We start from the raw sequence: 25642 nt of genomic DNA on the forward strand, positions 1-25642 counted from the left end.
CAACCAAGTCAAACAGAGGTTAAGACAACAGAAGGCACATGGAGCTTCAAGTCCTATGACAAGACTTCAGAAACCATTAATGGTTCAGATGTTAAGTTTGTAGGGACATGGGAATTTACAGCAAGCCCAGCTCCAACTGTGACTCATAAAGCAGTTCACGAGTTTGTCAGTGGAACTCCAGGAAAAGAACTTCCACAAGAAGTAAAAGCTCTGCTTCCAGCAGACATAACAGACTTGAAAGATGGCATTCAAGTAACTCCAACTCAACCAAGTAAAACAGAGGTTAAGACATCAGAAGGCACATGGAGCTTCAAGTCCTATGACAAGACTTCAGAGACTGTCAACGGTTCGGATGTTAAGTTTGTAGGAACATGGGAATTTACAGCGAGCCCAGCTCCAACCTACAAGGCAACTCACGAGTTTGTCAGTGGAACTCCAGGTAAAGAGCTTCCACAAGAAGTAAAAGCCTTGCTTCCAGGAGATCAAACAGATCTGAAAGATGGTATTCAAGTAACTCCAACTCAACCAAGTCAAACAGAGGTTAAGACATCGGAAGGTACTTGGAGCTTCAAGTCCTATGACAAGACTTCAGAAACCATCAATGGAGCAGATGCACACTTCGTAGGAACATGGGAATTCACCCCAGCTTTAACACCACATAAAGGTTCCGGAACTAATACTAAATCAGAAGAAGCTACGACTAAAAATAAGAATGTTTTACCAGGTACTGGTGAATCTTCTATTAAAAACAAGAATGTTTTACCAAGTATTGGTGAATCATCTACTAAAAATAAGAATCTTTTGCCAAATACAGGTGAAACTTCTACCGTTCTTCTTTCAATGATTGGTTTTGCTTTCGCAGGTCTAGTTGGTTACGTAGTTCGTAAGAAAGGTAAAGCTTAGAATTTTCAGCTGAATAAGGAATCTAAATATTGATTCTTTATCATATCATGAGAGAGAACGAGCTCGTTCTCTCTTTTTATGTGACTTTTAGTCTATTTCTTTTTGTAAGGAAAATAACAAAAGAACCACTCGTTAAGCGAGTGGTTCTGATTTTGTATTTTGAAAAATTTGACTTCTATTAAGGTGTTTATATGAACTAAGTAGATTAACTAAACGAGTTCATCAATCGAAGTGTAGTCCTTATTTAAGCCTTCAGCAACAGGCTGACTAGTAATGTGACCTTGGTAGGTTGTAACACCTTGGCGTAATCCCTCGTCATCTGCAATAGCTTTTCTGAATCCTTTTTCCGCCAAAGCTTCGACGTAAGGAAGGGTAACATTGGTTAAAGCGATAGTAGATGTGCGGGCTACGGCGCCAGGAATATTTGCAACTGCATAGTGGAGGACACCGTGTTTTTCATAGACAGGCTCGGTGTGAGTTGTTACACGGTCTGCTGTTTCAATGACACCGCCTTGGTCAACAGCTACGTCTACAATGACAGATCCTGGACGCATATGCTTAACCATATCATCTGTCACCAATTTTGGAGCTTTAGCTCCAGGAATGAGGACAGCACCGATCACGACATCTGCCTCTCGAACACTAGCTTCGATATTGAAAGGATTAGACATGAGGGTCTGGATTTGATGGCCAAAGACATCTTCTAGGACAGATAGACGCTTAGCACTGATATCCAGAATAGTTACCTGAGCACCCAGTCCAAGAGCAATACGAGCGGCATGAGTTCCTACGACACCACCACCGATGATGGTTACTTTCCCTTTAGGAACACCTGGTACACCACCTAATAGGACACCAGATCCTCCTTCTTGTTTAGTCAAGAAGTGTGCCCCGATTTGGACAGCCATTCGTCCAGCGACCTCACTCATTGGTACCAAGAGTGGCAATTGTCCATCTTGATCGCGTACGGTTTCATAGGCTAGACCAGTCGTCTTGGCACTCGTCATAGCATCAGCTAGCTCAGGAGCGGCAGCCATGTGCAGGTAGGTAAAGAGCAAGAGATCATCACGAAGGTAGCCATATTCAGCTTCTAAAGGCTCTTTAACTTTTACTACAAGTTCAGCCGCCCAAGCTTCTGCAGCAGTAGGGACGATTTTTGCACCTTGTTTTTCGTAGTCTGCATCCGCAAAGCCAGAACCAAGTCCTGCATTGGTCTCAATCAGAACTTCATGGCCTTTACCAACTAAACTGTGAACACCAGCAGGTGTCAAGGCTACACGATTTTCATTATTTTTGATTTCTTTTGGAATACCGATTAACATTGTATTTCTCCTTACTTGAACACATTTGAGTAAAAGACTGTGATAACTTAAACTTTCTTTTTCTCATCATTCATTTTTCTAATTTAATGTAATTATTTTATATAAAAGAAGCTTAAATTGCAAGGAGAAAATGACATATTGCTTTGATTGATCACTTATGATATGCTTAAAAACAAAAAGGAGGACGATAATGGAAAATATTTATGTTAAACTATCTAGACACACTAGACTGGAGACAGATAGACTAGTTTTGCGTCCTGTAACTTTAGATGATGCACCAGCAATGTTTGAATATGCATCAGATGAGGAGAATACTCGCTATACTTTTGAGACAAACAAAAGCCTAGAAGAGACTCGTAATAATATTGCTCTATTTTACCTGGCAAACCCTTTGGGACGTTGGGGAATAGAAGTAAAATCTAGTGGTCAGTTTATTGGAACCATCGATCTCCACAAAATAAACCTAGATTTAAAGACAGCTGCTATTGGCTATGTTCTTAATAAAAGACACTGGAACCAAGGCTACACGACAGAGGCTAATTGTGCAGTGATAAAATTAGCTTTTGAAGAAATTGGAATGAATAAACTTGTAGCTTTACATGATAAGACTAATCCAGCTTCAGGCCGTGTGATGCAAAAATCTGGAATGATTTTTTCTCATGAGGAACCTTATGCAAGCTTGGACAAACATGAAAAAGGCCGTCTAGTGACGCGAGTATACTATGGCCTGACCAAAGAGGAATATTTTGCGGATAAATGAGTCAGCAAGTATTGACAAGCACCTATCTGCATGGTATAGTAGATAGGTACGCTGATTTAGCTCAGTTGGCAGAGCGCATCCATGGTAAGGATGAGGTCGCCGGTTCGATCCCGGCAATTAGCATCTTGTAGAACAAGGTTGGGTCTTCCCAGCCTTTTCTTTTTGTCAATGAAAGCAGCTAGTAAAAGGAAAAGTTTTTGGGAAGGGAAAAAATAAAAATAGCTTCTTTTTTTTTGCAGTGAGAGTTTGACGAATCTGCTCTGCTATTTTGAAAAAAGAAAATTCCTAGCTATTATCTAGCCTCGATTATGATATAATAAAGGTGATACAAGTAAAGTAGGTGCATTATGTATATAGAAATAGTTGATGAAACGGGTCTGGTTTCAGAAGAAATCATCAAACAGACCCAAGACATTTTGGAATTTGCTGCCCAAAAAACGGGCAAGGAAAAGAAAGAAATGGCTGTGACTTTTGTAACCAATGAGCGTAGTCATGAGCTCAACTTGGAATACCGAGATACGGACCGACCAACAGATGTTATCAGCCTAGAATACAAGCCTGAGCTAGACATTGCTGTTGACGAGGAAGATTTACTGAATCATCCTGAACTGGCTGAGATGTTAGATGATTTTGATGCCTATATCGGCGAGTTATTCATTTCGGTGGATAAGGCGCGTGAGCAGGCAGAAGAATATGGCCACAGCTTTGAGAGGGAAATGGGCTTTTTGGCAGTACATGGTTTTCTGCATATCAACGGCTATGATCACTATACACCGGAAGAAGAAGCAGAAATGTTTGGTTTACAGGAAGAGATTTTGACGGCCTATGGACTCACAAGGGAATAATAAACGCAAATGGAAAAACCGAGATGTCGTCTCGAGTTTGGAATTTGCCTTAACAGGGATTTTTACCGCCATTAAAGAAGAACGAAATATGCAAAAGCATGCTTTTTCTGCTGTTCTTGTAGTGATTGCGGGTTTGATTTTTCGAGTTTCTGCCATAGAATGGCTATTTTTGCTATTGAGTATTTTTTTGGTTGTCTCATTTGAGATTGTTAATTCAGCCATTGAGAATGTAGTAGACTTAGCCAGTGATTATCACTTTTCTATGTTGGCTAAGAATGCTAAAGACATGGCAGCTGGAGCTGTTTTAGTGATTTCTGGTTTTGCAGTGATTACAGGTTTGATCATTTTTGTTCCCAAAATTTGGGACTGGATTTTTTAAAGATTTGAAAATCGGGGGAGATCGCCGATTTTCTGCTGTTTTAATGGAAATAATAGAGGTGAAATAATGACTTTTAAATCAGGCTTTGTAGCTATTCTAGGCCGACCAAATGTCGGTAAATCAACTTTTTTGAATCATGTTATGGGGCAAAAGATTGCCATCATGAGCGATAAGGCTCAAACCACACGCAATAAAATTATGGGAATTTATACGACAGATAAGGAGCAGATTGTCTTTATCGATACGCCGGGAATTCATAAACCTAAGACGGCTCTAGGGGATTTCATGGTAGAAGCAGCTTACAGCACCTTGCGTGAGGTGGATACCGTCCTCTTCATGGTGCCGGCTGATGAGCCACGTGGCAAGGGCGATGACATGATTATCGAACGGCTGAAAGCGGCTAAGGTGCCAGTTATTTTGGTGGTTAATAAGATCGATAAAGTCCATCCGGATCAGCTCTTAGCGCAAATTGATGATTTCCGTCAGCAGATGGACTTCAAAGAAATCGTACCGATTTCAGCTCTTCAGGGTAATAATGTTTCTCGTCTGGTTGACATCCTCAGTGAGAATTTGGAGGAAGGCTTCCAGTATTTCCCAGAAGATCAGATTACTGATCATCCGGAGCGCTTTCTGGTGTCAGAAATGATTCGGGAGAAGGTTTTGATGCTGACGCGGGAGGAAATTCCTCACTCAGTCGCTGTGGTTGTTGACAGCATGAAGCGAGACGAGGAGACGGACAAGGTTCATATTCGAGCGACTATCATGGTGGAGCGTGACAGCCAAAAAGGTATTATCATCGGTAAAGGCGGTTCCATGCTGAAGAAAATCGGATCCATGGCTCGGCGCGATATTGAGCTCATGCTGGGGGACAAGGTCTTCCTAGAAACCTGGGTCAAGGTCAAGAAAAACTGGCGGGATAAGAAGCTGGACTTGGCGGACTTTGGCTATAATAAGAAGGAGTATTGAGGTTTTCTAAGCCAGTAAGTGAGGTGATGGAGATGCCGTCATTATTCATTGACGAAAGAGGGCAGCAAAATCCAAAAAGTATTATCTTTTTGCATGCTTCAGGCTCGAGCAGTCAGATGTGGTGGCACAATGTTGCTGCGCTTGAGCAAGATTTTCATTGCATTCTTGTGGATTTACCTGGTCACGGAGCCAGTCGTGATATTGAGTGGACAAACTTTGATAATGTCGTAGAAATGATTGTGGCTGTCATTAAAAGCAAAGCACATGGCAAGCCGCACTTGGTTGGGCTTTCATTAGGCGGTTCACTCATACTTAAGTTGTTGGAAAAACATTCTAGCCTTATAGATAGAGTCATTGTGGATGGGGCAACCCCTCAGCCAATTAAGGGCTATCGCAAGATCATTGCCATTGTATATCTGATTTCTTTCTTGAAAAACACTAAATTTGTAGCTAATCTCCTGACAAAAATTATGAAAGAGGACGGAGCGCCCGTCCAAGACGTTCAGCACTTTGTTGCAGATTTCCAAAGCGCTGAACGGCGCTCATTTCGACGTGCGATGTCACAGGCGAATCTCTTGAGGCTCAACTTGCAGTTTGATAATCCTGCTTTCTTTGTCTCAGGTGGGAAAGAAGCCGAAACCATTCATGACTGGCACCGCAGGTTGGCAGATAAAAATGCTAGGTCTGAATGCGCCTATTATCCTGGTAAAGGGCACGCTTGGCTATTTAGTGACGTGGATACGCATATTCAGCTGTTAGGCTATTTCTTTCAAGATGCTGCTTTCCCAGAGAAATTGAAGAGATTTTGATATATCCTAGACTTGTTATATTGTCTCCAAGCTAGTGAAGATAAGATTATTCTTTGTTTTGTTGGCTTTCTGTGAAAAGGCGGATTATCAACTTAATGATATTTTAGAGTATATTTCTGACTAATAAATAGAAGATAGAAAGGAACTTTATGCCTGAATTACCTGAAGTGGAAACGGTTCGGCGAGGTTTGGAGCGTCTGGTTGTTGGCAAGACGATTGGGCAGGTGCGGGTCCGCTATGCCAAGATGATTGGAACGGGAGTGGACAGCTTTATCCACGACTTGCCAGGCCAGACCATTGAAAAGATTGGCCGTCGGGGCAAGTATTTGCTTTTTTACCTGACGGGTGGAGTGCTGATTTCCCATCTACGAATGGAAGGCAAGTATCTTTTTTATCCTGATGCGTTGCCTGAGCGCAAGCATGCCCATGTCTTTTTCGAGATGACAGATGGTGGGACGCTTGTTTATGAGGATGTCCGCAAGTTTGGGACCATGGAGCTGTTGAGAAAGGATCAGCTGGAGGCTTATTTTGCTGCCAGAAAGCTTGGTCCTGAGCCGACAGAGGCGGACTTTCTTTTGCCGCCTTTTGCAGCAGCTTTGAGTCGTTCTAAGAAGCCCATCAAACCCTATTTGCTGGAGCAGACCCTGGTCGTCGGTCTGGGCAATATCTATGTAGATGAGGCTCTTTGGCGGGCGCGGATTCATCCGGCAAGACCAGCAGCTAGTCTAAAGCCTGCTGAAGTGAAGAGGCTACGCGAGCAGATTATAGAAGTTTTGCAGCTTGGGATTGAAAAGAGAGGATCGACCATTCGGACCTACCGCAATGCTTTGGGTGAGGATGGCACAATGCAGGACTTTCTGCAGGTCTATGGAAAGACTGGTCAACCTTGTGCTAGATGTGGTAGCCCGATTGAGAAAATTAAGCTGGGTGGACGTGGTACTCATCTCTGTCCTCATTGCCAGAAAGCGAGGTAGCTGCCATGGTAAGAATTATCGGTATTACTGGTGGTATTGCCTCGGGTAAGTCAACAGTGACAGAGTTTTTGAGGCGGCAGGGCTACCAAGTCATTGATGCGGATCAGGTGGTTCATGAGTTACAGGAGCCTGGGGGACGGCTTTATCAAGCTCTTTTATCCGCTTTTGGTCCAGCTATCTTACAAGAAGATGGGCGCTTGAATCGACCCAAGCTGGGAGCTATGATTTTTGGGAATCCCGAACTTTTGGCCAAGTCCAGTCAAATACAAAATCAGATTATCCGTGAGGAACTGGCTCACAGGCGTGACCTACTAGCAGAGACGGAAGATATCTTTTTCATGGATCTTCCCCTCTTGTTTGAGCTGGGTTATGAGTCCTGGTTTGACCAAATCTGGCTGGTGGATGTGACGGAGGAAACTCAGCTCAGTCGACTTATGACTCGAAACGCTCTCAGTCAGGAAGAGGCAGAAAAACGTATAGCTGCTCAGCTATCTTTCCAAGAAAAACGAAAGAGGGCGGATGTACTTATTGATAATAATGGCTCGCTTGAGGAAACTCGACAGCAGATTCGCGATGCTTTGCAAAAACTAGAAAGAAGATGATTTTATTACAAATCAAGTAAATTGGAAACACAATCTTTGGATTGCCTGGTTGGGAAATTTTTTTGTTGGAGCTAGTCTATCTTTGGTCGTTCCTTTTATGTCCCTTTTTGTGGAAGAATTAGGAGTGCGTGGCCATATGGTTGATCTGTATGCAGGGATCGCTGTATCAAGCTCAGCTATGACAGCAGCTTTTCTCTCGCCGGTTTGGGGAAGTTTAGCAGACAAATATGGTCGTAAACCCATGATGATTCGGGCTGCACTGGCTATGACCTTTACTATGGGGGGAATGGCATTTGTACCAAGTGTCTTTTGGCTGATTGTCTTACGGCTTTTAAACGGTGTTTTTTCTGGCTATGTTCCAAATAGTACAGCCTTAATCGCTAGTCAGGCTCCCAAAAAGTATTCTGGCTATGCTTTAGGAACGTTATCGACTGGTGTGGTGGCAGGAACACTGATGGGGCCACTATTAGGAGGTTTTGTAGCACAAAGCATCGGAATTCGAAATGCCTTTTTGCTTGTTGGTTTATTTCTTTTTATTGTCACTCTTTTGACAATCTTCTATGTAAAAGAAGACTTTGAGCCAGTGGCTAAAGATAGACAGCTGGCAACCAAGGATCTTTTAGCTGAGCTACCCCATAAATCTATATTGTTTGCCTTGTTCTTAACTAGCATGGTGATTCAAATGTCTGCTCAATCTATTTCTCCTATTTTGACTCTTTATATTCGATCCATGGGGCAAACAGATAATCTGATATTTGTCTCTGGACTTATTGTGTCAGCTATGGGAGTTTCTAGTATTTTGTTTTCTAGTCATCTTGGGAAATTAGGGGATAAGATTGGTAACCACCGTCTCCTGCTTTTGGCACTTTTGTACAGTTTTGTTATTTATCTATTCTGTGCTTGGTCGAAGACACCTTGGGAATTGGGTTTTTTGCGTTTCTTATTTGGCATGGGAACAGGTGCACTTTTACCTGGAGTCAGCTCTCTGCTTAATAAGTTGACACCTAAAGAAGGGATTTCTAGGATTTTTAGCTATAATCAAACCTTTTTTTATATTGGTGGAGTCGTAGGACCAATAATGGGGTCAGCTATTGCGGTCAGTCTCAGTTACCACTGGGTCTTCTATGTGACGGCAGGTTTGGTCTTACTAAACTTTTTAGTTTTGTTAATTTGTTTTAGAAAATATTTAGGAGTGAGAGAAATCAGTGCGGGTTAAAGTAAATCTCAAATGTTCTTCCTGTGGCAGTCAAAATTATCTGACAAGCAAGAATAGTAAAAACCATCCAGAAAAGATTGAAGTATTAAAATATTGCCCTAAAGAAAGAAAAGTAACTTTACATCTTGAATCTAAATGAATTTTATGATAAAATAGATAAGATTTTAAGGAGTTTGTATTTATGTATAATCTATTATTAATGATTCTATTAATTTTGTCAGTCATTATTGTCATTGCAATCTTTATGCAGCCAACAAAAAACCAATCTAGCAACGTTTTTGACGCCAGCGCGGGTGATTTATTTGAACGATCAAAGGCGCGAGGTTTTGAGGCTGTTATGCAGAATTTGACCGGTCTTCTCGTCTTTTTCTGGTTAGCGGTTGCCTTAGCGTTGACAATCTTATCTAGTAGATAAAATGGGCTCTGACTTTGTCTTAGCCTTTTTTTAAAGTTAAAAATAGGCTATAAAATAGTTTAATGGAGCAAAGAAGAGAAAAAGTATGAAATCAGAAATAATTCAATATTTAGAAATGAGACAGCAGGCCAGCGTGGATGAGCTGGCGGCTGCTTTGGGGAAAGAGTCTTCCAAGGACTTTAGTGACTTGGTCAAGACCATCTCCCAGATGGAAAGAAAGCGTCAGATTCGCTTTGATGACAAGGGGCGGATTGAGCTTTATGAGAAGAAAAAGCAGGAGCGTCTGACGCTCAAGGGTGTTTTTCATGCCCACAAGAATGGCTTTGGCTTTGTCACTCTGAATGAGGAAGAGGATGACCTCTTTGTCGGCCGTAATGATGTCAATCATGCCATTGATGGCGATACGGTGGAAGTAGTCATCACCAAGGTGGCAGACCGAATCAAGGGAACATCAGCTGAAGCTAAGATTATCGATATTTTGGAGCACAGCCTGACGTCAGCGGTTGGCCAGTTGGTTTTGGATGAGGAAAAGCCTAAGTACGCGGGCTATATCCGCTCGAAAAATCAGAAAATTAGCCAGCCTATTTATGTCAAAAAACCAGCCATGGTTTTGGATGGCACAGAAGTGCTCAAGGTTGCTATTGATAAATATCCAACCAAGAAACACGATTTCTTCGTGGCTAGTCTGGTTGATGTCGTCGGTCATGTCAACGACCCAGGTATTGATGTACTGGAAGTGCTGGAGTCCATGGATATTGTCTCTGAGTTTCCAGAAAAGGTCTTGGAAGAGGCCGAGCGAGTTCCAGAGGCACCGACAGAGAGTGATTTGACAGGACGTTTGGACCTGCGTGAAGAGATTACTTTTACTATCGATGGGGCGGATGCCAAGGACTTGGACGATGCGGTTCATATCAAGCGCCTGAAAAATGGTAACTTTGAGCTGGGCGTCCATATCGCAGATGTGTCCTACTATGTCAAAGAAGGCTCTGAGCTGGACAAGGAAGCCCTCAATAGGGCGACCTCTGTCTATGTGACTGACCGCGTGGTGCCTATGTTGCCAGAGCGCCTGTCTAACGGTATCTGCTCGCTCAATCCCAATGTGGACCGGCTGACCCAGTCGGCTATCATGGAGATAGATGCCAAGGGTCGCGTGGTCAAGCATACTATTACCCAGACTGTGATCAAGACGATCTTCCGCATGACCTACAGCGATGTCAACGACATCATTGCTGGAAATCAGGAAAAAGCTGAGCAGTTCAAGGCTATTGTGCCTAGTATTGACAGCATGGTCCAGCTACATGAGATTCTGGAAAGCATGCGCTTTAAACGCGGTGCACTCAACTTTGACACCAATGAAGCCAAAATCATGGTCAACAAGGAAGGTCGTCCAGTGGATATTGTCCTGCGCCAGCGTGGGATTGCCGAGCGAATGATTGAGTCCTTTATGCTGGTGGCGAATGAGACGGTGGCTGAGCATTTTGCTAAGCTAAATCTGCCCTTCATCTATCGGATCCATGAGGAACCTAAGGCGGAGAAGGTGCAGAAGTTCATCGACTACGCCTCTAGCTTTGGGATTCGGATATACGGGACGGCTAGCTCTATGAGTCAGCAGGCCCTGCAGGATATTATGGAAGCGGTCAAAGACCAGCCTTATGAGGATGTCCTATCCATGATGCTTCTACGCTCCATGCAGCAGGCTCGCTATTTTGAGCACAATCACGGACACTATGGTCTGGCAGCGGAGTTTTATACGCATTTCACCAGTCCGATTCGTCGCTATCCGGACCTTCTGGTTCACCGGATGGTGCGGGATTATGGCAAGTCTAAAGAAATAGCAGAGCATTTTGAGCAAGTGATTCCAGAGATTGCCAGCCAGTCTTCCAGCCGGGAGCGTCGGGCTATCGAAGCCGAGCGTGAAGTTGAAGCCATGAAGAAGGCTGAGTACATGGAAGAATTCGTTGGGGAAGAGTTTGACGGCGTGGTCTCAAGCGTAGTTAAGTTTGGACTCTTCGTCGAACTGCCTAATACAGTCGAAGGCTTGATTCATGTTACCAACCTGCCAGAGTTTTATAGCTACAATGAGCGGACGATGACCCTTCAAGGAGAAAAGTCTGGCGTGGTCTTCAAGGTCGGTCAGCAGATTCGCATCAAGCTGGTCCGAGCAGATAAGGCTACAGGCGAGATTGACTTTGAATATCTGCCTAGTGAATTTGACCTGGTAGAAAAGACAAGTAAGAGTGGTAGGGGCAAGTCAGGCAGAAAGAGACGCCGTGAGGATGACAAGCGAAGCCATTCTTCCAAAGAAAAAGGCAATAGAGATAAGAAAGATAAGAAGTCCAAGAAAGGCAAGAGCCAGAAGGCATTTTACAAGGAAATAGTCAAGAAAGGAGCCAAGCATGGCAAAGGGAGAAGGAAAGGTCGTCGCGCAAAATAAAAAGGCCAGACACGACTACACCATTGTAGACACCATCGAGGCTGGCATGGTACTGACCGGGACGGAAATCAAAAGTGTCCGTGCTGCCCGCATCAATCTCAAAGATGGCTTTGCCCAGATCAAGAACGGTGAGGCCTGGCTCAGCAATGTCCATATCGCACCTTATGAAGAGGGCAATATCTGGAACCAAGAGCCTGAGCGCCGCAGAAAACTGCTGCTGCATAAGAAGCAGATCCAAAAGCTGGAGCAGGAGACCAAGGGAACTGGAATGACGCTGGTGCCGCTCAAGGTCTATCTCAAGGATGGCTATGCAAAGCTCCTCCTAGGCTTAGCCAAAGGGAAGCACGACTACGACAAGCGCGAGTCAATCAAACGTCGCGAGCAAAACCGCGATATAGCAAGACAGATGAAGAACTTTAATACAAGATGAAAGACTGGGCGACCGGTCTTTTTTATCTCTTCTCTTTCCGTCCATTGCCATAAATAGACTAAAAGTACACAAAAGAAGCATTAAATCAAAATAATATAGAATAAACAAACACTTTTGTAATAAATATTGTAAACGCTTGCAAAAATACCTTTATATAGTATACTGAGGATGGAATGTTTTGGTATTATGGTTTATACTACTTAGACTGGGACTTGATTCCAGCCCTGCAGATAGTCAAAAGGAGATAGACTATGAAGAAAATACTGCTCAGACTAATGTTCCTTGCAATGTTAGTTGCTCTTTTGCCTGTTCAAGTTGCACAGGCTTGTTCTGCGTTTATTGTCGGTAAAGACCTGACAGCAGATGGCTCTACTCTATTTGGTCGGACAGAGGACTATCCCTACGCCCCTGACGGTGGTCGGCACAATCAAAACTATGTAGTTGTGCCAGCTAAGACCTATAAAGATGGCGATAAGATAGAAGATGAGTCAAATGGCTTTACCTATCCGCATTTGGCGAATGAAATGAAATACACAGCTGTCTACGACTCTGATCGTGACAACGGAAGTAACGGAAACTTCGCTGCGCATGGTTTTAATGAACTTGGTGTAGCTATGACAGCGACCGTTTCAGCAACACCAAACGATAAAGTGTTAAAAGAAGATCCACTTGTAAAAGATGGTCTTCCAGAAGCATCATTAGTTGACCTTGCTTTGCCTCGTGCGAAAACAGCACGTGAAGTTATTGAGACAGTCGCGAAAGTTCTGGATGAAAAAGGGTCAGCAGAAGGAAATATCATCGTTGCAGCAGATAAAAATGAGCTATGGTACATGGAAATCCTGTCTGGTCACCAATATGTAGCCATCAAATTCCCAACGAATAAGTATGCTGTCTTTGCGAACACTTACTATCTTGGTCACGTTGACTTGAACGATAAGGAAAATGTCATTGCTTCTAAAGATGTGGAAGAAGTAGCTAAAAAAGCAGACAACTATAAGACCGACAAAGATGGCAACTTTATGATTGCTAAATCATACGGACCTGATAAATATATGGAACGTAACCGTTCTCGGACTTATGCAGGTATCAAGTGGATGGACCCACAAGCAAAAGTAAATTATGACGATGAAGCTTTTGATCTCTTGCGCGAACCAACTGATCCAAATAAGAAATACACGGTTCATGATGTGATCGCGGAACAAAGAAATCGTTTTGAACACTTGCCAGAATATAAGGCAGATGATTTGGTTGAAGTTGGTAAGAAAATAGATACCAATGTTTATAAGTATGCTTTAGGTAACGAAAATGTAATCGACGCCCACGTTTATCAAATCAAACCAAACCTACCAAATGCCTTTGGCGGTGTTATGTGGCTGGGTCTGGCACAAAGTCGCAACACACCATATGTACCATTCTATGGTAATGTAGAAGATACTTACGAAGCTTTCAAGAACCGTTCTACTAAATATGACGGAAAATCTTGGTATTGGACTGTTTGGCATATTGACCAAATGGTTATGAAATATCCAGAAATCTTTGGTAACAGCATTCAAGAAAAATGGAAAGAAAAAGAAGCTGAATGGGATAAAGAACAAACCGAACGCGACGCCAAATATGCAAACTACACAGATGAACAAGCCAAAGCCGCTGGACCAGAAGTGACTAAGGAAGCCTTGGAACGCTCAGAAAAAATCTTTAAGGAAATCAAAGCAGTTGAAGCTGAGATGGAAGAAAAGATCAAGAAAGAAAAAGGTCAAGATGCCGACCTTGTTTATACCGGATATAACAAGGCAAATCTCTTGGCAGATGCCAAAAAAGGTAAGCAAAAAGACAAAGCTAAGGAAAGTGACACCAAGAAAGAAAACTCTGAAACTAAGAAGAGCGATTCTAACCAGTACGGCTTGTGGATAGTCATAGCCTTAGTCGTTGTTGTAGGTGGCTTTATTGCATTCAAACAATTTAGCAATAAGAAAGAAGACTAAGTTTTTCTGATCTATTCTGACTAAAGAGCCGAGTTCCGATACTCGGTTCTTTTTCCATTTCTAGCTTTAACTTCTCAAAGGTTTGGTATTTTCTTAATTTTGATGTGCAGGTAAGCTTGTCAAGAGGACGATTTTTCGGTATGATTAAAAAGAAATCAGATTGCTTGGAAGGAATTATATGATGCAAGATTTAGTTATGTATAAACGTATGCCCATTTGGACTGCAGAAACTATGCCAGAAGCTGTGCAACGCAGGCATAATACCAAGGTAGGTACTTGGGGGAAAATCACAGTTCTTACTGGAGAATTAAAATTTATTGAAATGACTGAGGATGGGGAAGAGTTGGCTGAGCACATTTTTAAAGCTGGTGAAGACAATCCCTATGCCCAGCCCCAGGCTTGGCATCGTGTCGAAGCCTTGACTGACGATCTCGAATGGTACTTAGAGTTCTACTGTCTACCTCAGGATTACTATGCAAAGAAATATGGTCTGACGCCTGTGCATTCTGAGGTACTGGAAGCTGCAGAAACTGTAAAATCTGGAAAAGCTTTGGATTTGGGCTGTGGCCAAGGAAGAAATGCTCTCTTTTTGGACCAGTTGGGATTTGATGTAACTGCTGTAGATGTTAATCCCTTGTCATTAAACAATCTTGCCTCTATTATTGAAGAAGAAGATCTGAATATGTTAGCTGGAACTTATGACATTAATTCTGCAAATCTGACTCAAAAGTATGATTTTATTGTATCCACTGTAGTCTTTATGTTCTTGAATCGCGAACGTGTTCCTGAGATTATCCGCAATATGCAAGAGCAAACAAACCCAGGCGGCTATAATCTTATCGTCTGTGCTATGGATACAGAAAGCCATCCTTGTCATATGCCTTTCTCTTTTACCTTTAAGGAAGGAGAGCTACGTGAATACTACAAGGATTGGGAATTCATCAAATATAATGAAGATTTAGGCAGACTTCATAAGGTTGATGAAAATGGCAATCGAATCCAGCTTCAATTTGCGACGATGCTGGCTAAAAAGAAATAAACAATAATGGAAGTACTAGTTTTGCTAGTATTTCCAATTTTTTTATGTTTGCAAAAAAATTTTTATACAGCTTGATAGGAATGTTTGTAAATTTATACAAGAACCTCAAGTGAAAAATTAAATTTACAAAGTAATCAGAATTTTTCTTAGGTGAATTTATTCATTTTTCTGTAGAAGTCTAATTTGGAAACGCTTGCAAGCATAGAAGGAGAATAGTATACTAAACATGTGGTATTCGGTTTACCAATTAATATATAAAGGAGAAACTGATGAAAAAGAATCTTTTCAGATGGCTTGTCACAGCCATGATGCTTCTTATACTCTTTCCTTTCCAAGTCGTCCAAGCTTGTACGGGCTTTATCATTGGGAAGAATTTGACGACCGATGGTTCGACTCTCTATGGCCGAACAGAGGACTTAGAGCCCAATCACAATAAAAACTTTGTTGTGAGGGAGAGAAAGAATAATAAAGCTGGTGATAAATTCGTAGATGAAACCAATGGCTTTAGCTTTGATTTACCGTCTGTTAGTTACAAGTATACGGCAGTTCCAGATGTGACTCCAGAACAAGGTGTCTTTGATGAAGCTGGCTTCAACGAGGAAGGAGTTTCTATTTCTGCGACTGTCTCAGCAAGTGCCAACGATGACATTCAGAAAAAAGATCCTTACGTTAAGGATGGTATTGCCGAGTCAGCTATAACTTCTGTAGTTCTTCCTCATGTCAAAACGGCTAGAGAAGGAGTAGAGCTCCTAGCAAAAATTGTTAGAGAAAAGGGGGCAGCTGAAGGAAATATTATAACGATTGCAGACAAGACTGGTGTTTGGTATATGGAGATCCTTTCTGGGCACCAATACGCAGCAATCAAGTTTCCGGATGACAAATACGCTGTCTTTCCTAACACCTTCTTCCTTGGCAATATAAATGTAAATGATACAGAAAATACTATTGCTTCAGCAGATCTTGAGAAAACAGCTCGTGATGCTGGAACTTACAAAGAAGTTAATGGGGCATTTCATATAGCTCAATCGTATAATCCGCCTTTGGCTGAAGCGAATCGTTCTAGGGTTTGGTCTGGTATCAAGGCTTTGAATCCAAATGCAGATGTAAAATATGACGATGAATATTTTGAACTCATGCACTCAACCAATGACAAGCTTAGTCTACGAGATGCTATGAATTTGCAACGGAACCGCCTAGAGGGAACAGACTTTAAACCGCTTGATAAGATGGAGCTAGATGGTAAAGGGATTCCAGATAAGAAAAAGGCAGATCCTGTTTATAAGTATCCGATCTCCAATCCTAATGTCATGGAAGCACATATCTTTCAGTTAAAAGATAATTTACCTGCTAAAACAGGAGGAGGCATTTTCTGGCTTTCTATGGGAAGTCCGCGAAATGCACCATACCTACCTTACTATGCAAATATCAACAATACTTATCAGGCTTATCAAGAAATGAGTACAGCCTATAATGAAAATTCTTGGTATTGGACAGTTAGCCGTATCAATGATCTAGTAGCTAAATATCCTGATTTATTTGAAGATGGCTCTATCCGTAGTGAAATTGAACGTCTAGAAACCCAATGGATGGAAGAGCAGGCTGCTTATGATAAAGAACAAATTAGCCTTGCTAATCAACCAGAGGAAGCTAGTCTGAAAGCAACGAAACTTTCCATGGAACGAGCGGAATCAGTCTTTAAACACCTCAAGGAAATTCAGAAAAAAGCTGAAGACAAGGTAGTAAGTGAATATGGTATTAAAGCCCTAAAAGAAATTGAGGAATCAGAAGATTCTAATACTGAAGAAACCATTCGTCTGGAGGATTTTGATTACGATATTGCTTTGGCTGGAGGAATCTTTGTTCTGACTGTTGTTGGAATAGTGATCTATCTCGTAAAACGCAAAAATAAAAAAGGAGCAGACAGTCATGAATAAAACAAGAAGAATTGCTCTTTATATCTACTTAGCATTAGCAGGTATTGGCTTGCAGTTTGAATTAGGAGACATGGCAAATAAGGACATCACCCTAGAGGCTGGTCGCGACCTCATCCTTAATCTAGCTGTTTTAGCGGCCTTCTTCCTACCTATCTATTTCTTGATTAAAAAGCTTGCCAAAAAGTTATCTGTAGAGACCATTGTTCTCGGAACTGCCCTTTTTGGAGGTGCATTTATTGCAGGCTGGCTTAGCTTTGCAGGTAATAGCCTGATTGACATTATTAACTCAAATTTCATCAAAGATCCTGCTGTTTTTAATGACTGGACCAATGCATTGACAGCTCCATTTGCTGAGGAATTTTTCAAGGCCTTGACTGCCTTTGCAGCCCTTTATATTTTGGGCAAAAAAGATCTTCAATCTGTCTTAATAGCTGGACTGAGCTCTGGTTTTGGTTTCCAAGTCATAGAAGATATTGGTTATGTATCCAGACAGACTTTTGGTGGAGAAAATAGCGGTGCTTTGGAAGCGATTGGTAGAATTGCTGGTGGATTTGCTTCTCATACGCTCTATACGGCAGTTGTGACTGTTGGGGTCTACCTTCTCTTTTCTAAAGTTTATAAGAAATATCGCCGCTTCGGTCTCTGGTGCGTCGTTTCAACAGTTGTTAACCATTTTATTTGGAACTCTCCATTTTACGAAACAGAACACCGGATCAATCTAGTTGTTGGAGCTCTTTTTGCCTTTCTTGCCGCTACCTTTGTAGAGGTTTACCGACTAGTCATAAAAGAGAGTAATTTAAGTTGAATAAACTAAAAACAAGCCTTTGAGAGGCTTGTTTTTAGTTTGAAAAGTGAGGTCTGTTTGCACATATCAGTTAGGTTCAGCATATAATTCTCTCTTCCCAGACTACCAGTATTCCGTGTAAGTAGAAGCTTATGTCACAAAGAGATTGACAAAGTAGTTCTGCTCCTTCTTATCTCAAATAATCATAGTTATAAGTAGTCAAAATTATGTCAGTGAGTTCTTCAGGTTCTTCTTGAGCTCCGCCAGCTATCCAAAGAGAAATAATCCCCTCAACACTTGATAGGAAGATTTCTAGGGCGTATTTCTGAGGGATATGGAAGTTCTCTTCTAAAAAACGCTGGGTAGCAGCCTTTTGCTTATCACTCAGAATGATAGTGGTTATGTACTCCCGAATAGCTTCGCGAAAGTCAATATAATGGCTCTTGGTCAGGGCATTGATAAGACGTTCATTAGCGCGCAGTATATGAAATTTTGCTATCATTAACTTTTTGGGATATTCGTTCTCCGCTTCAAACATGCTATAACTAGAAAGTTGGGAAATAATTTCTTTTTTGAGACTATCAACCATCTGATACTTATCTTGGTAGTGGAGGTAGAAGGTGCCGCGATTAATCCCTGCCCGTTTGCAGAGTTTGCTGATGGAGATAGTATCAAACCTTTCTTCTGATAGTAGCTGAATCAAGGCTTCTTTGATATCTTCCTTGGTGCTGGTTTTTCGTTTCTGGACCATTTTCTTCCTTTTTCTTAAATCAACACTTTGTTGATTTTTGCTTATTGCTTTTTATCTAAGCTCATTATATAATATCTGTGATTTAGAATCAACATCTTGTTGATTTAAGGAAACGAGCTTTGAAAAGGAGAGATGATGACATGGCTTATATTGAAATGAAACATAGCTTTAAACGTTATCAGGTAGGTGACTCAGTGATTGTTGCTAATAACGATGTTTCTTTTGAGATTGAAAAGGGGGAACTGGTCATTATCCTGGGGGCTTCTGGTGCCGGTAAGTCAACAGTGCTCAATATTCTCGGAGGTATGGATACCAATGATGAGGGAGACATCCTGATAGACGGCCAGAATATTGCTGACTACAATTCCCACCAGCTGACGGACTATCGTCGTAATGATGTGGGCTTCGTCTTTCAGTTTTACAATTTGGTGCCCAATCTGACAGCCAAGGAAAATGTTGAATTGGCTTCTGAGATTGTCAAGGATGCTCAAGATCCTGTTGCCGTTCTAACTGCGGTTGGTATGGAAAATCGCCTCAATAATTTTCCTGCGCAGTTATCAGGCGGGGAGCAGCAGCGAGTGTCCATTGCTCGGGCTGTGGCAAAAAATCCCAAGATTTTGCTCTGCGATGAGCCGACAGGGGCTCTGGACTACAATACTGGCAAGCAAGTGCTGCAAATCTTACAGGACATGTCTCGCAATCAAGGAGCGACGGTGATTATCGTGACCCACAATGCTGCCTTGGCTCCCATTGCTGACCGGGTCATCCGCATGCACGACGCGAGAGTCAAGAGTATCACAGTCAATGATCAATCACAGGATATAAGTACATTGGAGTATTGATATGAAGAGAAAGATTTATTGGAAAGATATTCTGCGCTCCTTCACTAGCTCTAAAGGACGTTTCCTATCTATTTTAATCCTCATGATGCTGGGTTCTCTAGCTCTCGTGGGGCTCAAGGTCGCTCCTCCCAATATGCGCAGAACAGCAACAGATTACTTGAAAGAACAGCGAACCATGGACTTGGCTATTATGGCGGACTATGGTTTGGATAAGGCGGATCAGAAAGAGCTGGAAGCTATCAAGGGAGCCGATGTCGAGTTTGGCTATCTGACAGATGTCACTGTAGATGAAGAGGCTCTCCGAGTTTTCTCAGATACCAAGGATATTTCAAACTTTCAAGTGACCTCCGGTCGTCTTCCTAAGAATGAGCAAGAAATTGCCCTAGCTAGCTTTTGGTCTAAAAAATATAAAATTGGCCAGGAGATTGATCTGACCGAAAAAGCCGGCAGTCGATCAGTTCTGAAAAACAAGACCTATAAGATCGTGGGATTTGTCAACTCGGCAGAGCTCTGGTCTGATAGAAATCTGGGCAATGCGACTAGTGGTAGCGGGGCTTTATCAGCCTATGCTGTAGTCAGCCCTAAGGCTTTTGATTCAGATGTTTACACTATTGCCCGCCTGCGCTATCATGATATAGAAAAGCTGGCTCCCTTCTCTGAAAGCTATCAGGAGCGTTTGGAGCAGCACCAGACTGCTTTGGACAAGAGCCTGGAAGATAACGGAGCGGCCCGGTTTAAGCGATTAGAGGCGGATGCCAAACGTACCGTTCAGAAGGGCCAAGATAAGATTGCTCAGGCTGAGGGTGAGCTGACCCAAGGTAAAAAGCAATTAGAGCAAGCTCAGAGTCAGCTGGACCAGCAAAAAAACCAGCTAGCGGCAGCTCAAGCCGCTTCTATCCTAGCTCCTGCACAGCTCAGCCAGAGCCAGCAGCAGATTCAGGAAGCTGAGTCCCAGCTCAATCAGAAAAAAGTAGAGCTAGCTCAGGCAGAGAAAGACTTATCAGCTAGCAAGGACAAGCTAGCTAACGCTAAGGCAGACTTGAATCGTTTGAAAGAGCCAGCCTATCATAGCTATGACCGCAAGTCTCTGCCAGGTGGTAATGGCTATCATATGTATACAAACTCCATGAATAGTATTGCGTCGATTGGCAATATCTTCCCGGTGGTGCTCTATCTGGTGGCAGCTATGGTGACCTTTACCACCATGACTCGCTTTGTCGACGAGGAACGAACGAATGCAGGTGTTTTTAAGGCTCTAGGCTATCATAGCCGAGATATCATTCGCAAGTTTTCTCTTTACGGTTTGGTGGCGGGGAGTCTAGGTACCCTCATAGGGATTCTGCTGGGACATTATTTCTTGTCGGGAGTGATTTCTTCTATTATTACCAGAGGGATGGTGCTCTCTGCCCCTCATGCATATTTTTATATTTCCTATAGTTTACTGGCCCTTGGGCTTTCCCTTCTTTCTAGCGTTCTCCCTGCCTATTTGGTGGCAAGACGGGAGCTAACAGAAGAAGCAGCCCACTTGCTTTTGCCCAAGCCACCAGTCAAGGGCTCCAAGATTTTCTTGGAAAGACTGTCCTTTATTTGGCGGCGCCTTAGCTTTACTCAGAAGGTCACTGCTCGAAATATCTTTCGCTATAAACAGCGGATGTTTATGACTATCTTTGGTGTGGCGGGTTCTGTTTCCCTGCTCTTTGCCGGCCTAGGACTCCAATCTTCTATTGGTGGTATTCCAAAGCGTCAGTTTGAGGAGATTCTGCGCTACGACTTGATTGTCGCTGTCAATCCTGGGGAGAATCAATCTGAGCAAGACAAGCTGAAAAAGATGCTGTCAGATGGCTCGATTGCTGATTATCAGGAGATCTATAGTGAAACCTTGACAGAGAAATACAAAGGAAAAAAAGAGACAGAGTCAATCACTTTAATGGTTACGGACAAGGAAAATTTTGAACCTTTTATTTCTATGGAAAGTCCTGACAGCCGACAAAAGCTGACTCTCAAGGACGGTGCAGTGGTTTCGGATAAACTGGCCCGTATAGCTGGGGTTAGCCCCGGTGACCGTATAGAGCTGGGTGGCAAGTCTGTCAAGCTCGCAGCAGTCAATGAGAATCATTTTGGCCATTTTGCCTTTATGAAGGCGACTGACTACCAGAAGATTTACAGAAAAAAGCCCGAGAAAAACGCTTATCTAGTGCGACTCAAGAACCCTTCTAGTAAGAATATTGTGGACAAGGCCAATGAATTTATGAGCCTCAAGTCTGTCAAGAGTGTCTCACAAAATGCTAGTATGGTGAAGCAGTTCAACGTTCTAGCTGATTCTCTTAATAATACGATGCTTATTTTGGTGGTGATCTCTGTTCTTCTAGCAGTTGTCATTCTCTACAATCTGACCAATATCAATGTAGCTGAGCGGATTCGCGAGCTGTCCACTATCAAGGTTCTAGGCTTCCATAATAAGGAAGTGACCCTCTATATCTATCGAGAGACCATTATTCTGTCAGTGATTGGGATGGTAGTTGGGCTTCTAGGCGGTTTCTTCCTGCATCGTTTTTTGATTGAGAAGGTTGCGCCTAGCATTATCAGCTTAAACCCTCAAGTAAGTTCCTCAGTCTATCTGTTTCCTCTAACAGCAGTGACTCTTATCCTGACCTTGCTTGGCTTCTTTGTCAACTACCGCCTCAGACGGGTGGATATGCTGGAAGCGCTCAAGTCTGTTGATTGATAAAAAAAGACTTCAAAACTTTCACTCACTTGATGGGTGGAAGTTTTTTTGAACTTTGATATAATATTCCTTGTAAAGAAAGAGAAAGACACATGATGACACGAAAAATTGCCTTATTATCCGATGTACATGGAAATAGCACAGCCTTGGAAGCAGTACTGGCGGATGCGGAAAGCCAGCAGGTGACAGACTATTGGTTTTTGGGAGATTTGCTCCTGCCAGGAACCGGTCGCAGAAATATTTTAGACAGGATGGAGCAGCTGAACATCAGCGTCCAGGTCAGGGGGAATTGGGAAGACAGTCTCTGGCATGCTCTGCATCAAAAGTTAGACTTGACACGTCCCAGCCATCTCTACCTGACCCGGCTCTGCCATTTTGTCCTAGAGGAAATCAGTCCTGAAGAGATCAACCGTATGCAGGAACTTCCTCTGCAAATCTTGACAGAAGTAGAGGGATTGAAGATTGCGGTCAGCCACCATCTGCCAGATAAGAATTGGGGACGGGAGTTGATTCATATTGGTGAACAGAGTGATTTCGACCGCCTTTTTGAAGGAAACGACTGCGCTATCGCTGTTTATGGTCACATTCACCAGCAGTTTCTCCGCTACGGGACTAAGGGCCAGCTGATTATCAATCCCGGCTCTATTGGTCAGCCATTCTTTCTAGATTCGGCTTTGCGTCAGGACTTGCGAGCCCAGTATGCCATTTTAGAGATTGATGAGACGGGGCTGGCTGATGTCGACCTTCGGCGCGTTGCCTACGATGTAGAGCAGGAGATGAGATTGGCTCGGGAGCTCCACTTGCCTTACTATGAGATTTATCGGGAGAGCTTGGTCAATGGTATCCACCATACTCACAACCACGACCTGCTGCGGGAAATCAGTGAGCGGGAAGGCTATGCGGATGAGATTGCAGCTTTCTTAAAGTCCAGTCGTAACTCTTGAAGTTACACCATTTTTGAGCTATAATAAAAATAAAGGAAAATGATAAGGGAGAAGAAGAGATGCAGATTTCTAGCCGTTTTACCATTGCCACCCATATGCTGATTGTTCTGGCTTTGGAAGGAAAAAAACAAAAACTGACAAGTGATATCCTTGCTGGCAGTGTCGGCGTCAATCCAGTTATTATTCGCAAGACCCTGTCCCAGCTCAAGAATGCAGGAATGATTACCGTTGCTCGTGGGACCGGAGGAGCAGAGATTGCTAAAGATTTGAAAGATATTAGCCTTTTAGATGTTTATTGTGCTGTTGAGTGTCTAGGAAAGAGTGGCCAGCTCTTTAGCTTTCATGACAAGCCCAATCCAGACTGTCCTATCGGCAAGAACATTCACAATGTCTTAGACGACCGCTTGGCAGCTATTCAGGCAGCCATGGAAGCTGAATTGGCTCAGACCAGCCTTGACGAAGTTGTCGCAGCAACCGAAAAAGAAATTAAAGAACAATCTGTTTCCTAGAAAGCAGGTTGTTTTTTTTTGGTGAATAGTATTCTGAGATGTAATTATTGACATTACATTAGGATGTGCTATACTAGTAGTTGTAACAAAGACAATTACAATTTAGAAATAATCCTTAGGAACAAATGGCAATGTGAAAAGCCATATCAAGGAACCTATCTCTGTTTTGGAGAAATAAAAAAAGATGGAGCAGGAGCACTCCTGACATTTAAAATTAAAGAGAGGAGAAAGGACATGACATTTGAATATCAAAGCAAGATTTATCTAGGAGAGGTGGCACTTTATGTGGCCGATTTAGCAAGACAAAGGGATTTTTATCAGCGCGTTTTAGGCTTGGAACTTTTGGAAGAGCAAGACGGACAGGTGGCTTTGGGCAGGGACGGACAAGTGCTGGTGAGGCTCTTAGCGACCAGTGACCGGCAGTCCATTAAGTCGGCTTACGGTCTTTATCATCTGGCACTTTTGCTTCCAAGCCGTCAAGCCTTGGCAGATATCCTGAAGCATTTATCAGAAAATAAAGTTCCTATGGTCGGAGGAGCAGACCACGGTTATAGTGAAGCCATTTATCTGGAGGATCCAGAAGGCAATGGCATTGAGCTTTATCGGGACAAACCTCAGGCTGATTGGGATATTCGAGAAGATGGCCACATTATCGGAGTGACGGAAGCGCTCGCGGCTCAAGAAATCTATGAACTAGGTCAGAAAGTCCAGCCGTTTAGTATTGCTGAAGGTACTCGTATGGGCCATGTCCACCTATCTGTGAAAAATAGCAGAGCTGCCAGTCATTTTTACCAAAAGCTTCTAGGCTTGGAGGATAAATTTTCTGTACCTTCTGCTAGCTGGCTGGCATCCGGAAACTACCATCATCATTTAGCTGTTAATGAATGGGGAGGTTCTCACTTGAATCATCGCCAATCTAAGCAACTGGGGCTAGCCTATTTTGAGGTGCAAGTAGAAGGAAAAGAAGAGCTAGTATCTATTTATGAAAATGCTCTGGACTTGCAGTCGCCAGTCCGGTGGATTAGCTCCCAAGAGCTAGAAGTCACAGACCCAGATGGAATTGCTGTGAGAATGATTGTACCCGCTAAATCAAATATAGAAAATAAAGGCTAAGAATTTTCTTAGTCTTTTCTTTGATATTAATCAGAATCAGCCTTGAGCCTGATGGATTTTCCAAAATAAATGATAAAATGAGATTATCTACAGAAAGAGGGAATAGAACATGAAAACGGTCCTTTATAAAACAAGAAGAAATCGATTGGTGGCTGGTGTTTTAGCTGGTTTGGCAGATAAGTTTAAATTTGATCTTAGTTTGATTCGTTTTTTATATATCCTTTTTACCATTTCGTCTTTTGGACTTGGAGTTGTTATTTACATTTCTTTAGCAGTACTTCTTCCAACTAAGGAAGATATAGAAGCTGAAATGTACGGGACTGGACCAAGAAAGCGTAAGGATGCAGAACCAATTGATGACGATAAAGGACTCTTTTGGTAATGGTTGGCCGGTCAAAAAGGAGAACTATGGAAATATGGGATGCTTATAATGACAAGCGAGAAAAAATTGGCCAGTACTTGGTAAGAGGAGAGCGGATACCGTCTGGCCTATATCATCTCTGTGTGAATGTCTTAGTACGACATGAGGATGGAGATGTTCTTTTTATGAAAAGAAGTAGTCAAAAGGAACTCTATCCCAACTACTTTGAATTTGGGGCTGGTGGCAGTGTCCTAGCTGGTGAGGATAGCCTTAGCGCTGCGCTTCGAGAGTTGAAAGAAGAAACAGGTTTAGTCCCCAGCCAGATAAGACTCATTGAGCAGACAATATCCTTTGAAGATCAGTGTCTATTTGACTACTATGAAGCAATTATAGTAGGCGATAAGGGGAATATAACCTATCAAGATGGAGAGACTGATGGACATGTCTGGATAGGAATAAATGAATTGTCTGCATTCATGAAAGAGGAGCTTCTCTTTCAACATCAAAAAGCACTATTAAAAAAACTAATAGAGAAACAAGGTGACAGATAAAGTGTAGAAGCCTTCCCTGTCATCTTTTCTTTTCCCAAAAAGGACGCTGAAA

General features: G+C 42.6%; 26 protein-coding genes and 1 tRNA gene. 25 read left to right on the forward strand and 2 right to left on the reverse strand.

Annotated elements, in window-relative coordinates; all coding sequences use genetic code 11:
• On the forward strand, positions 1–903 hold a 903-nt coding region (locus tag AWH02_RS07270), incomplete at its 5' end, for an SHIRT domain-containing protein (RefSeq protein WP_145762188.1).
• 209 nt (positions 904–1112) lie between these two features.
• On the opposite strand, the gene ald is transcribed toward AWH02_RS07270, so the two are convergent.
• Positions 1113–2225 carry an alanine dehydrogenase gene (gene ald / locus AWH02_RS07275; protein WP_060554035.1) on the reverse strand — a complete coding sequence of 371 codons (1113 nt, stop codon included), beginning with the start codon at positions 2223–2225 and terminating at the stop codon, positions 1113–1115.
• Positions 2226–2415: 190 nt separating this feature from the next.
• Between ald and AWH02_RS07280 the strand changes: the two genes are divergently transcribed.
• The 17 genes from AWH02_RS07280 to AWH02_RS07355 all read left to right on the forward strand — a co-directional run bounded on the left by AWH02_RS07280 (position 2416) and on the right by AWH02_RS07355 (position 17815).
• On the forward strand, positions 2416–2985 hold the full coding sequence (locus tag AWH02_RS07280) for a GNAT family N-acetyltransferase (RefSeq protein ID WP_060554034.1): 570 nt from the start codon (positions 2416–2418) through the stop codon (positions 2983–2985).
• Positions 2986–3035: 50 nt separating this feature from the next.
• A tRNA-Thr gene (locus AWH02_RS07285) sits at positions 3036–3108 on the forward strand.
• Between the two features lie 224 nt (positions 3109–3332).
• On the forward strand, positions 3333–3830 hold the full coding sequence (gene ybeY, locus AWH02_RS07290; protein WP_045501976.1) for an rRNA maturation RNase YbeY: 498 nt from the start codon (positions 3333–3335) through the stop codon (positions 3828–3830).
• Positions 3811–4209 carry a diacylglycerol kinase gene (dagK, locus tag AWH02_RS07295; protein ID WP_008809070.1) on the forward strand — a complete coding sequence of 133 codons (399 nt, stop codon included), beginning with the start codon at positions 3811–3813 and terminating at the stop codon, positions 4207–4209. Before ybeY ends, dagK begins: the two co-directional genes overlap by 20 nt.
• 66 nt (positions 4210–4275) lie before the next feature.
• The gene (era, locus tag AWH02_RS07300; protein WP_002931140.1) at positions 4276–5175 is read left to right on the forward strand and encodes a GTPase Era; all 900 of its coding nucleotides are present in this window, start codon (positions 4276–4278) and stop codon (positions 5173–5175) included.
• A 26-nt stretch (positions 5176–5201) separates the two neighbouring features.
• Positions 5202–5984: an alpha/beta fold hydrolase gene (locus AWH02_RS07305; protein ID WP_060554033.1), complete on the forward strand. Its 783-nt coding sequence runs from the start codon at positions 5202–5204 to the stop codon at positions 5982–5984.
• 149 nt (positions 5985–6133) lie between these two features.
• Positions 6134–6958: a DNA-formamidopyrimidine glycosylase gene (mutM, locus tag AWH02_RS07310; protein ID WP_060554032.1), complete on the forward strand. Its 825-nt coding sequence runs from the start codon at positions 6134–6136 to the stop codon at positions 6956–6958.
• Positions 6959–6963: 5 nt separating this feature from the next.
• On the forward strand, positions 6964–7560 hold the full coding sequence (coaE, locus tag AWH02_RS07315; RefSeq protein WP_060554031.1) for a dephospho-CoA kinase: 597 nt from the start codon (positions 6964–6966) through the stop codon (positions 7558–7560).
• Between the two features lie 4 nt (positions 7561–7564).
• The gene (locus AWH02_RS07320; RefSeq protein ID WP_282954022.1) at positions 7565–8776 is read left to right on the forward strand and encodes a multidrug efflux MFS transporter; all 1212 of its coding nucleotides are present in this window, start codon (positions 7565–7567) and stop codon (positions 8774–8776) included.
• Positions 8766–8915, forward strand: a complete 150-nt coding sequence (gene rpmG / locus AWH02_RS10735) for a 50S ribosomal protein L33 (protein WP_008809064.1) — start codon at positions 8766–8768, stop codon at positions 8913–8915. The genes AWH02_RS07320 and rpmG overlap by 11 nt, the downstream gene beginning before the upstream one ends.
• Positions 8916–8957: 42 nt before the next feature.
• Entirely contained in the window at positions 8958–9191 is a 234-nt protein-coding gene (gene secG / locus AWH02_RS07325; protein WP_012000186.1) for a preprotein translocase subunit SecG, read from the forward strand.
• A gap of 85 nt (positions 9192–9276) precedes the next feature.
• Positions 9277–11625, forward strand: coding sequence for a ribonuclease R (gene rnr, locus AWH02_RS07330; protein ID WP_060554029.1), 2349 nt, complete (start codon positions 9277–9279; stop codon positions 11623–11625).
• On the forward strand, positions 11588–12055 hold the full coding sequence (gene smpB, locus AWH02_RS07335; RefSeq protein ID WP_002894882.1) for an SsrA-binding protein SmpB: 468 nt from the start codon (positions 11588–11590) through the stop codon (positions 12053–12055). The genes rnr and smpB overlap by 38 nt, the downstream gene beginning before the upstream one ends.
• A 251-nt stretch (positions 12056–12306) precedes the next feature.
• A complete protein-coding gene (locus AWH02_RS07340) occupies positions 12307–14037 on the forward strand; it encodes a C69 family dipeptidase (protein WP_060554028.1) in 1731 nt (576 codons plus the stop codon).
• Between the two features lie 178 nt (positions 14038–14215).
• Positions 14216–15076, forward strand: a complete 861-nt coding sequence (gene tehB, locus AWH02_RS07345; RefSeq protein ID WP_060554027.1) for an SAM-dependent methyltransferase TehB — start codon at positions 14216–14218, stop codon at positions 15074–15076.
• Between the two features lie 269 nt (positions 15077–15345).
• Positions 15346–17010 carry a C69 family dipeptidase gene (locus tag AWH02_RS07350; protein WP_045634675.1) on the forward strand — a complete coding sequence of 555 codons (1665 nt, stop codon included), beginning with the start codon at positions 15346–15348 and terminating at the stop codon, positions 17008–17010.
• A complete protein-coding gene (locus tag AWH02_RS07355; RefSeq protein ID WP_012000192.1) occupies positions 17003–17815 on the forward strand; it encodes a PrsW family glutamic-type intramembrane protease in 813 nt (270 codons plus the stop codon). Before AWH02_RS07350 ends, AWH02_RS07355 begins: the two co-directional genes overlap by 8 nt.
• Positions 17816–17984: 169 nt before the next feature.
• Here AWH02_RS07355 and AWH02_RS07360 read toward each other — a convergent pair whose 3' ends face one another.
• Positions 17985–18545: a TetR/AcrR family transcriptional regulator gene (locus AWH02_RS07360; protein WP_045502009.1), complete on the reverse strand. Its 561-nt coding sequence runs from the start codon at positions 18543–18545 to the stop codon at positions 17985–17987.
• Between the two features lie 140 nt (positions 18546–18685).
• On the opposite strand from AWH02_RS07360, the gene AWH02_RS07365 reads away from it, so the two are divergent.
• From AWH02_RS07365 to AWH02_RS07395, 7 genes are all read left to right on the forward strand, one after another.
• Positions 18686–19387: an ABC transporter ATP-binding protein gene (locus AWH02_RS07365; protein ID WP_060554025.1), complete on the forward strand. Its 702-nt coding sequence runs from the start codon at positions 18686–18688 to the stop codon at positions 19385–19387.
• A gap of 1 nt (position 19388) precedes the next feature.
• Complete coding sequence (locus AWH02_RS07370) at positions 19389–22112, forward strand: ABC transporter permease (RefSeq protein WP_060554024.1); 2724 nt, start codon at positions 19389–19391, stop codon at positions 22110–22112.
• A 95-nt stretch (positions 22113–22207) separates the two neighbouring features.
• On the forward strand, positions 22208–23056 hold the full coding sequence (locus AWH02_RS07375; protein WP_060554091.1) for a metallophosphoesterase family protein: 849 nt from the start codon (positions 22208–22210) through the stop codon (positions 23054–23056).
• A 59-nt stretch (positions 23057–23115) separates the two neighbouring features.
• Positions 23116–23565 (forward strand): Rrf2 family transcriptional regulator, encoded by a 450-nt coding sequence (locus AWH02_RS07380; RefSeq protein ID WP_012000198.1) that lies wholly within the window; start codon positions 23116–23118, stop codon positions 23563–23565.
• Between the two features lie 234 nt (positions 23566–23799).
• A complete protein-coding gene (locus AWH02_RS07385; RefSeq protein ID WP_060554023.1) occupies positions 23800–24678 on the forward strand; it encodes a VOC family protein in 879 nt (292 codons plus the stop codon).
• A gap of 109 nt (positions 24679–24787) precedes the next feature.
• A complete protein-coding gene (locus AWH02_RS07390; protein WP_060554022.1) occupies positions 24788–25060 on the forward strand; it encodes a PspC domain-containing protein in 273 nt (90 codons plus the stop codon).
• Positions 25061–25086: 26 nt separating this feature from the next.
• Positions 25087–25590, forward strand: coding sequence for an NUDIX hydrolase (locus tag AWH02_RS07395; RefSeq protein WP_060554021.1), 504 nt, complete (start codon positions 25087–25089; stop codon positions 25588–25590).
• Positions 25591–25642 lie beyond the last annotated feature (52 nt).

The sequence above is a fragment of the Streptococcus gordonii genome, from assembly GCF_001553855.1.
GTDB classification, from domain to species: Bacteria; Bacillota; Bacilli; order Lactobacillales; family Streptococcaceae; genus Streptococcus; species Streptococcus gordonii.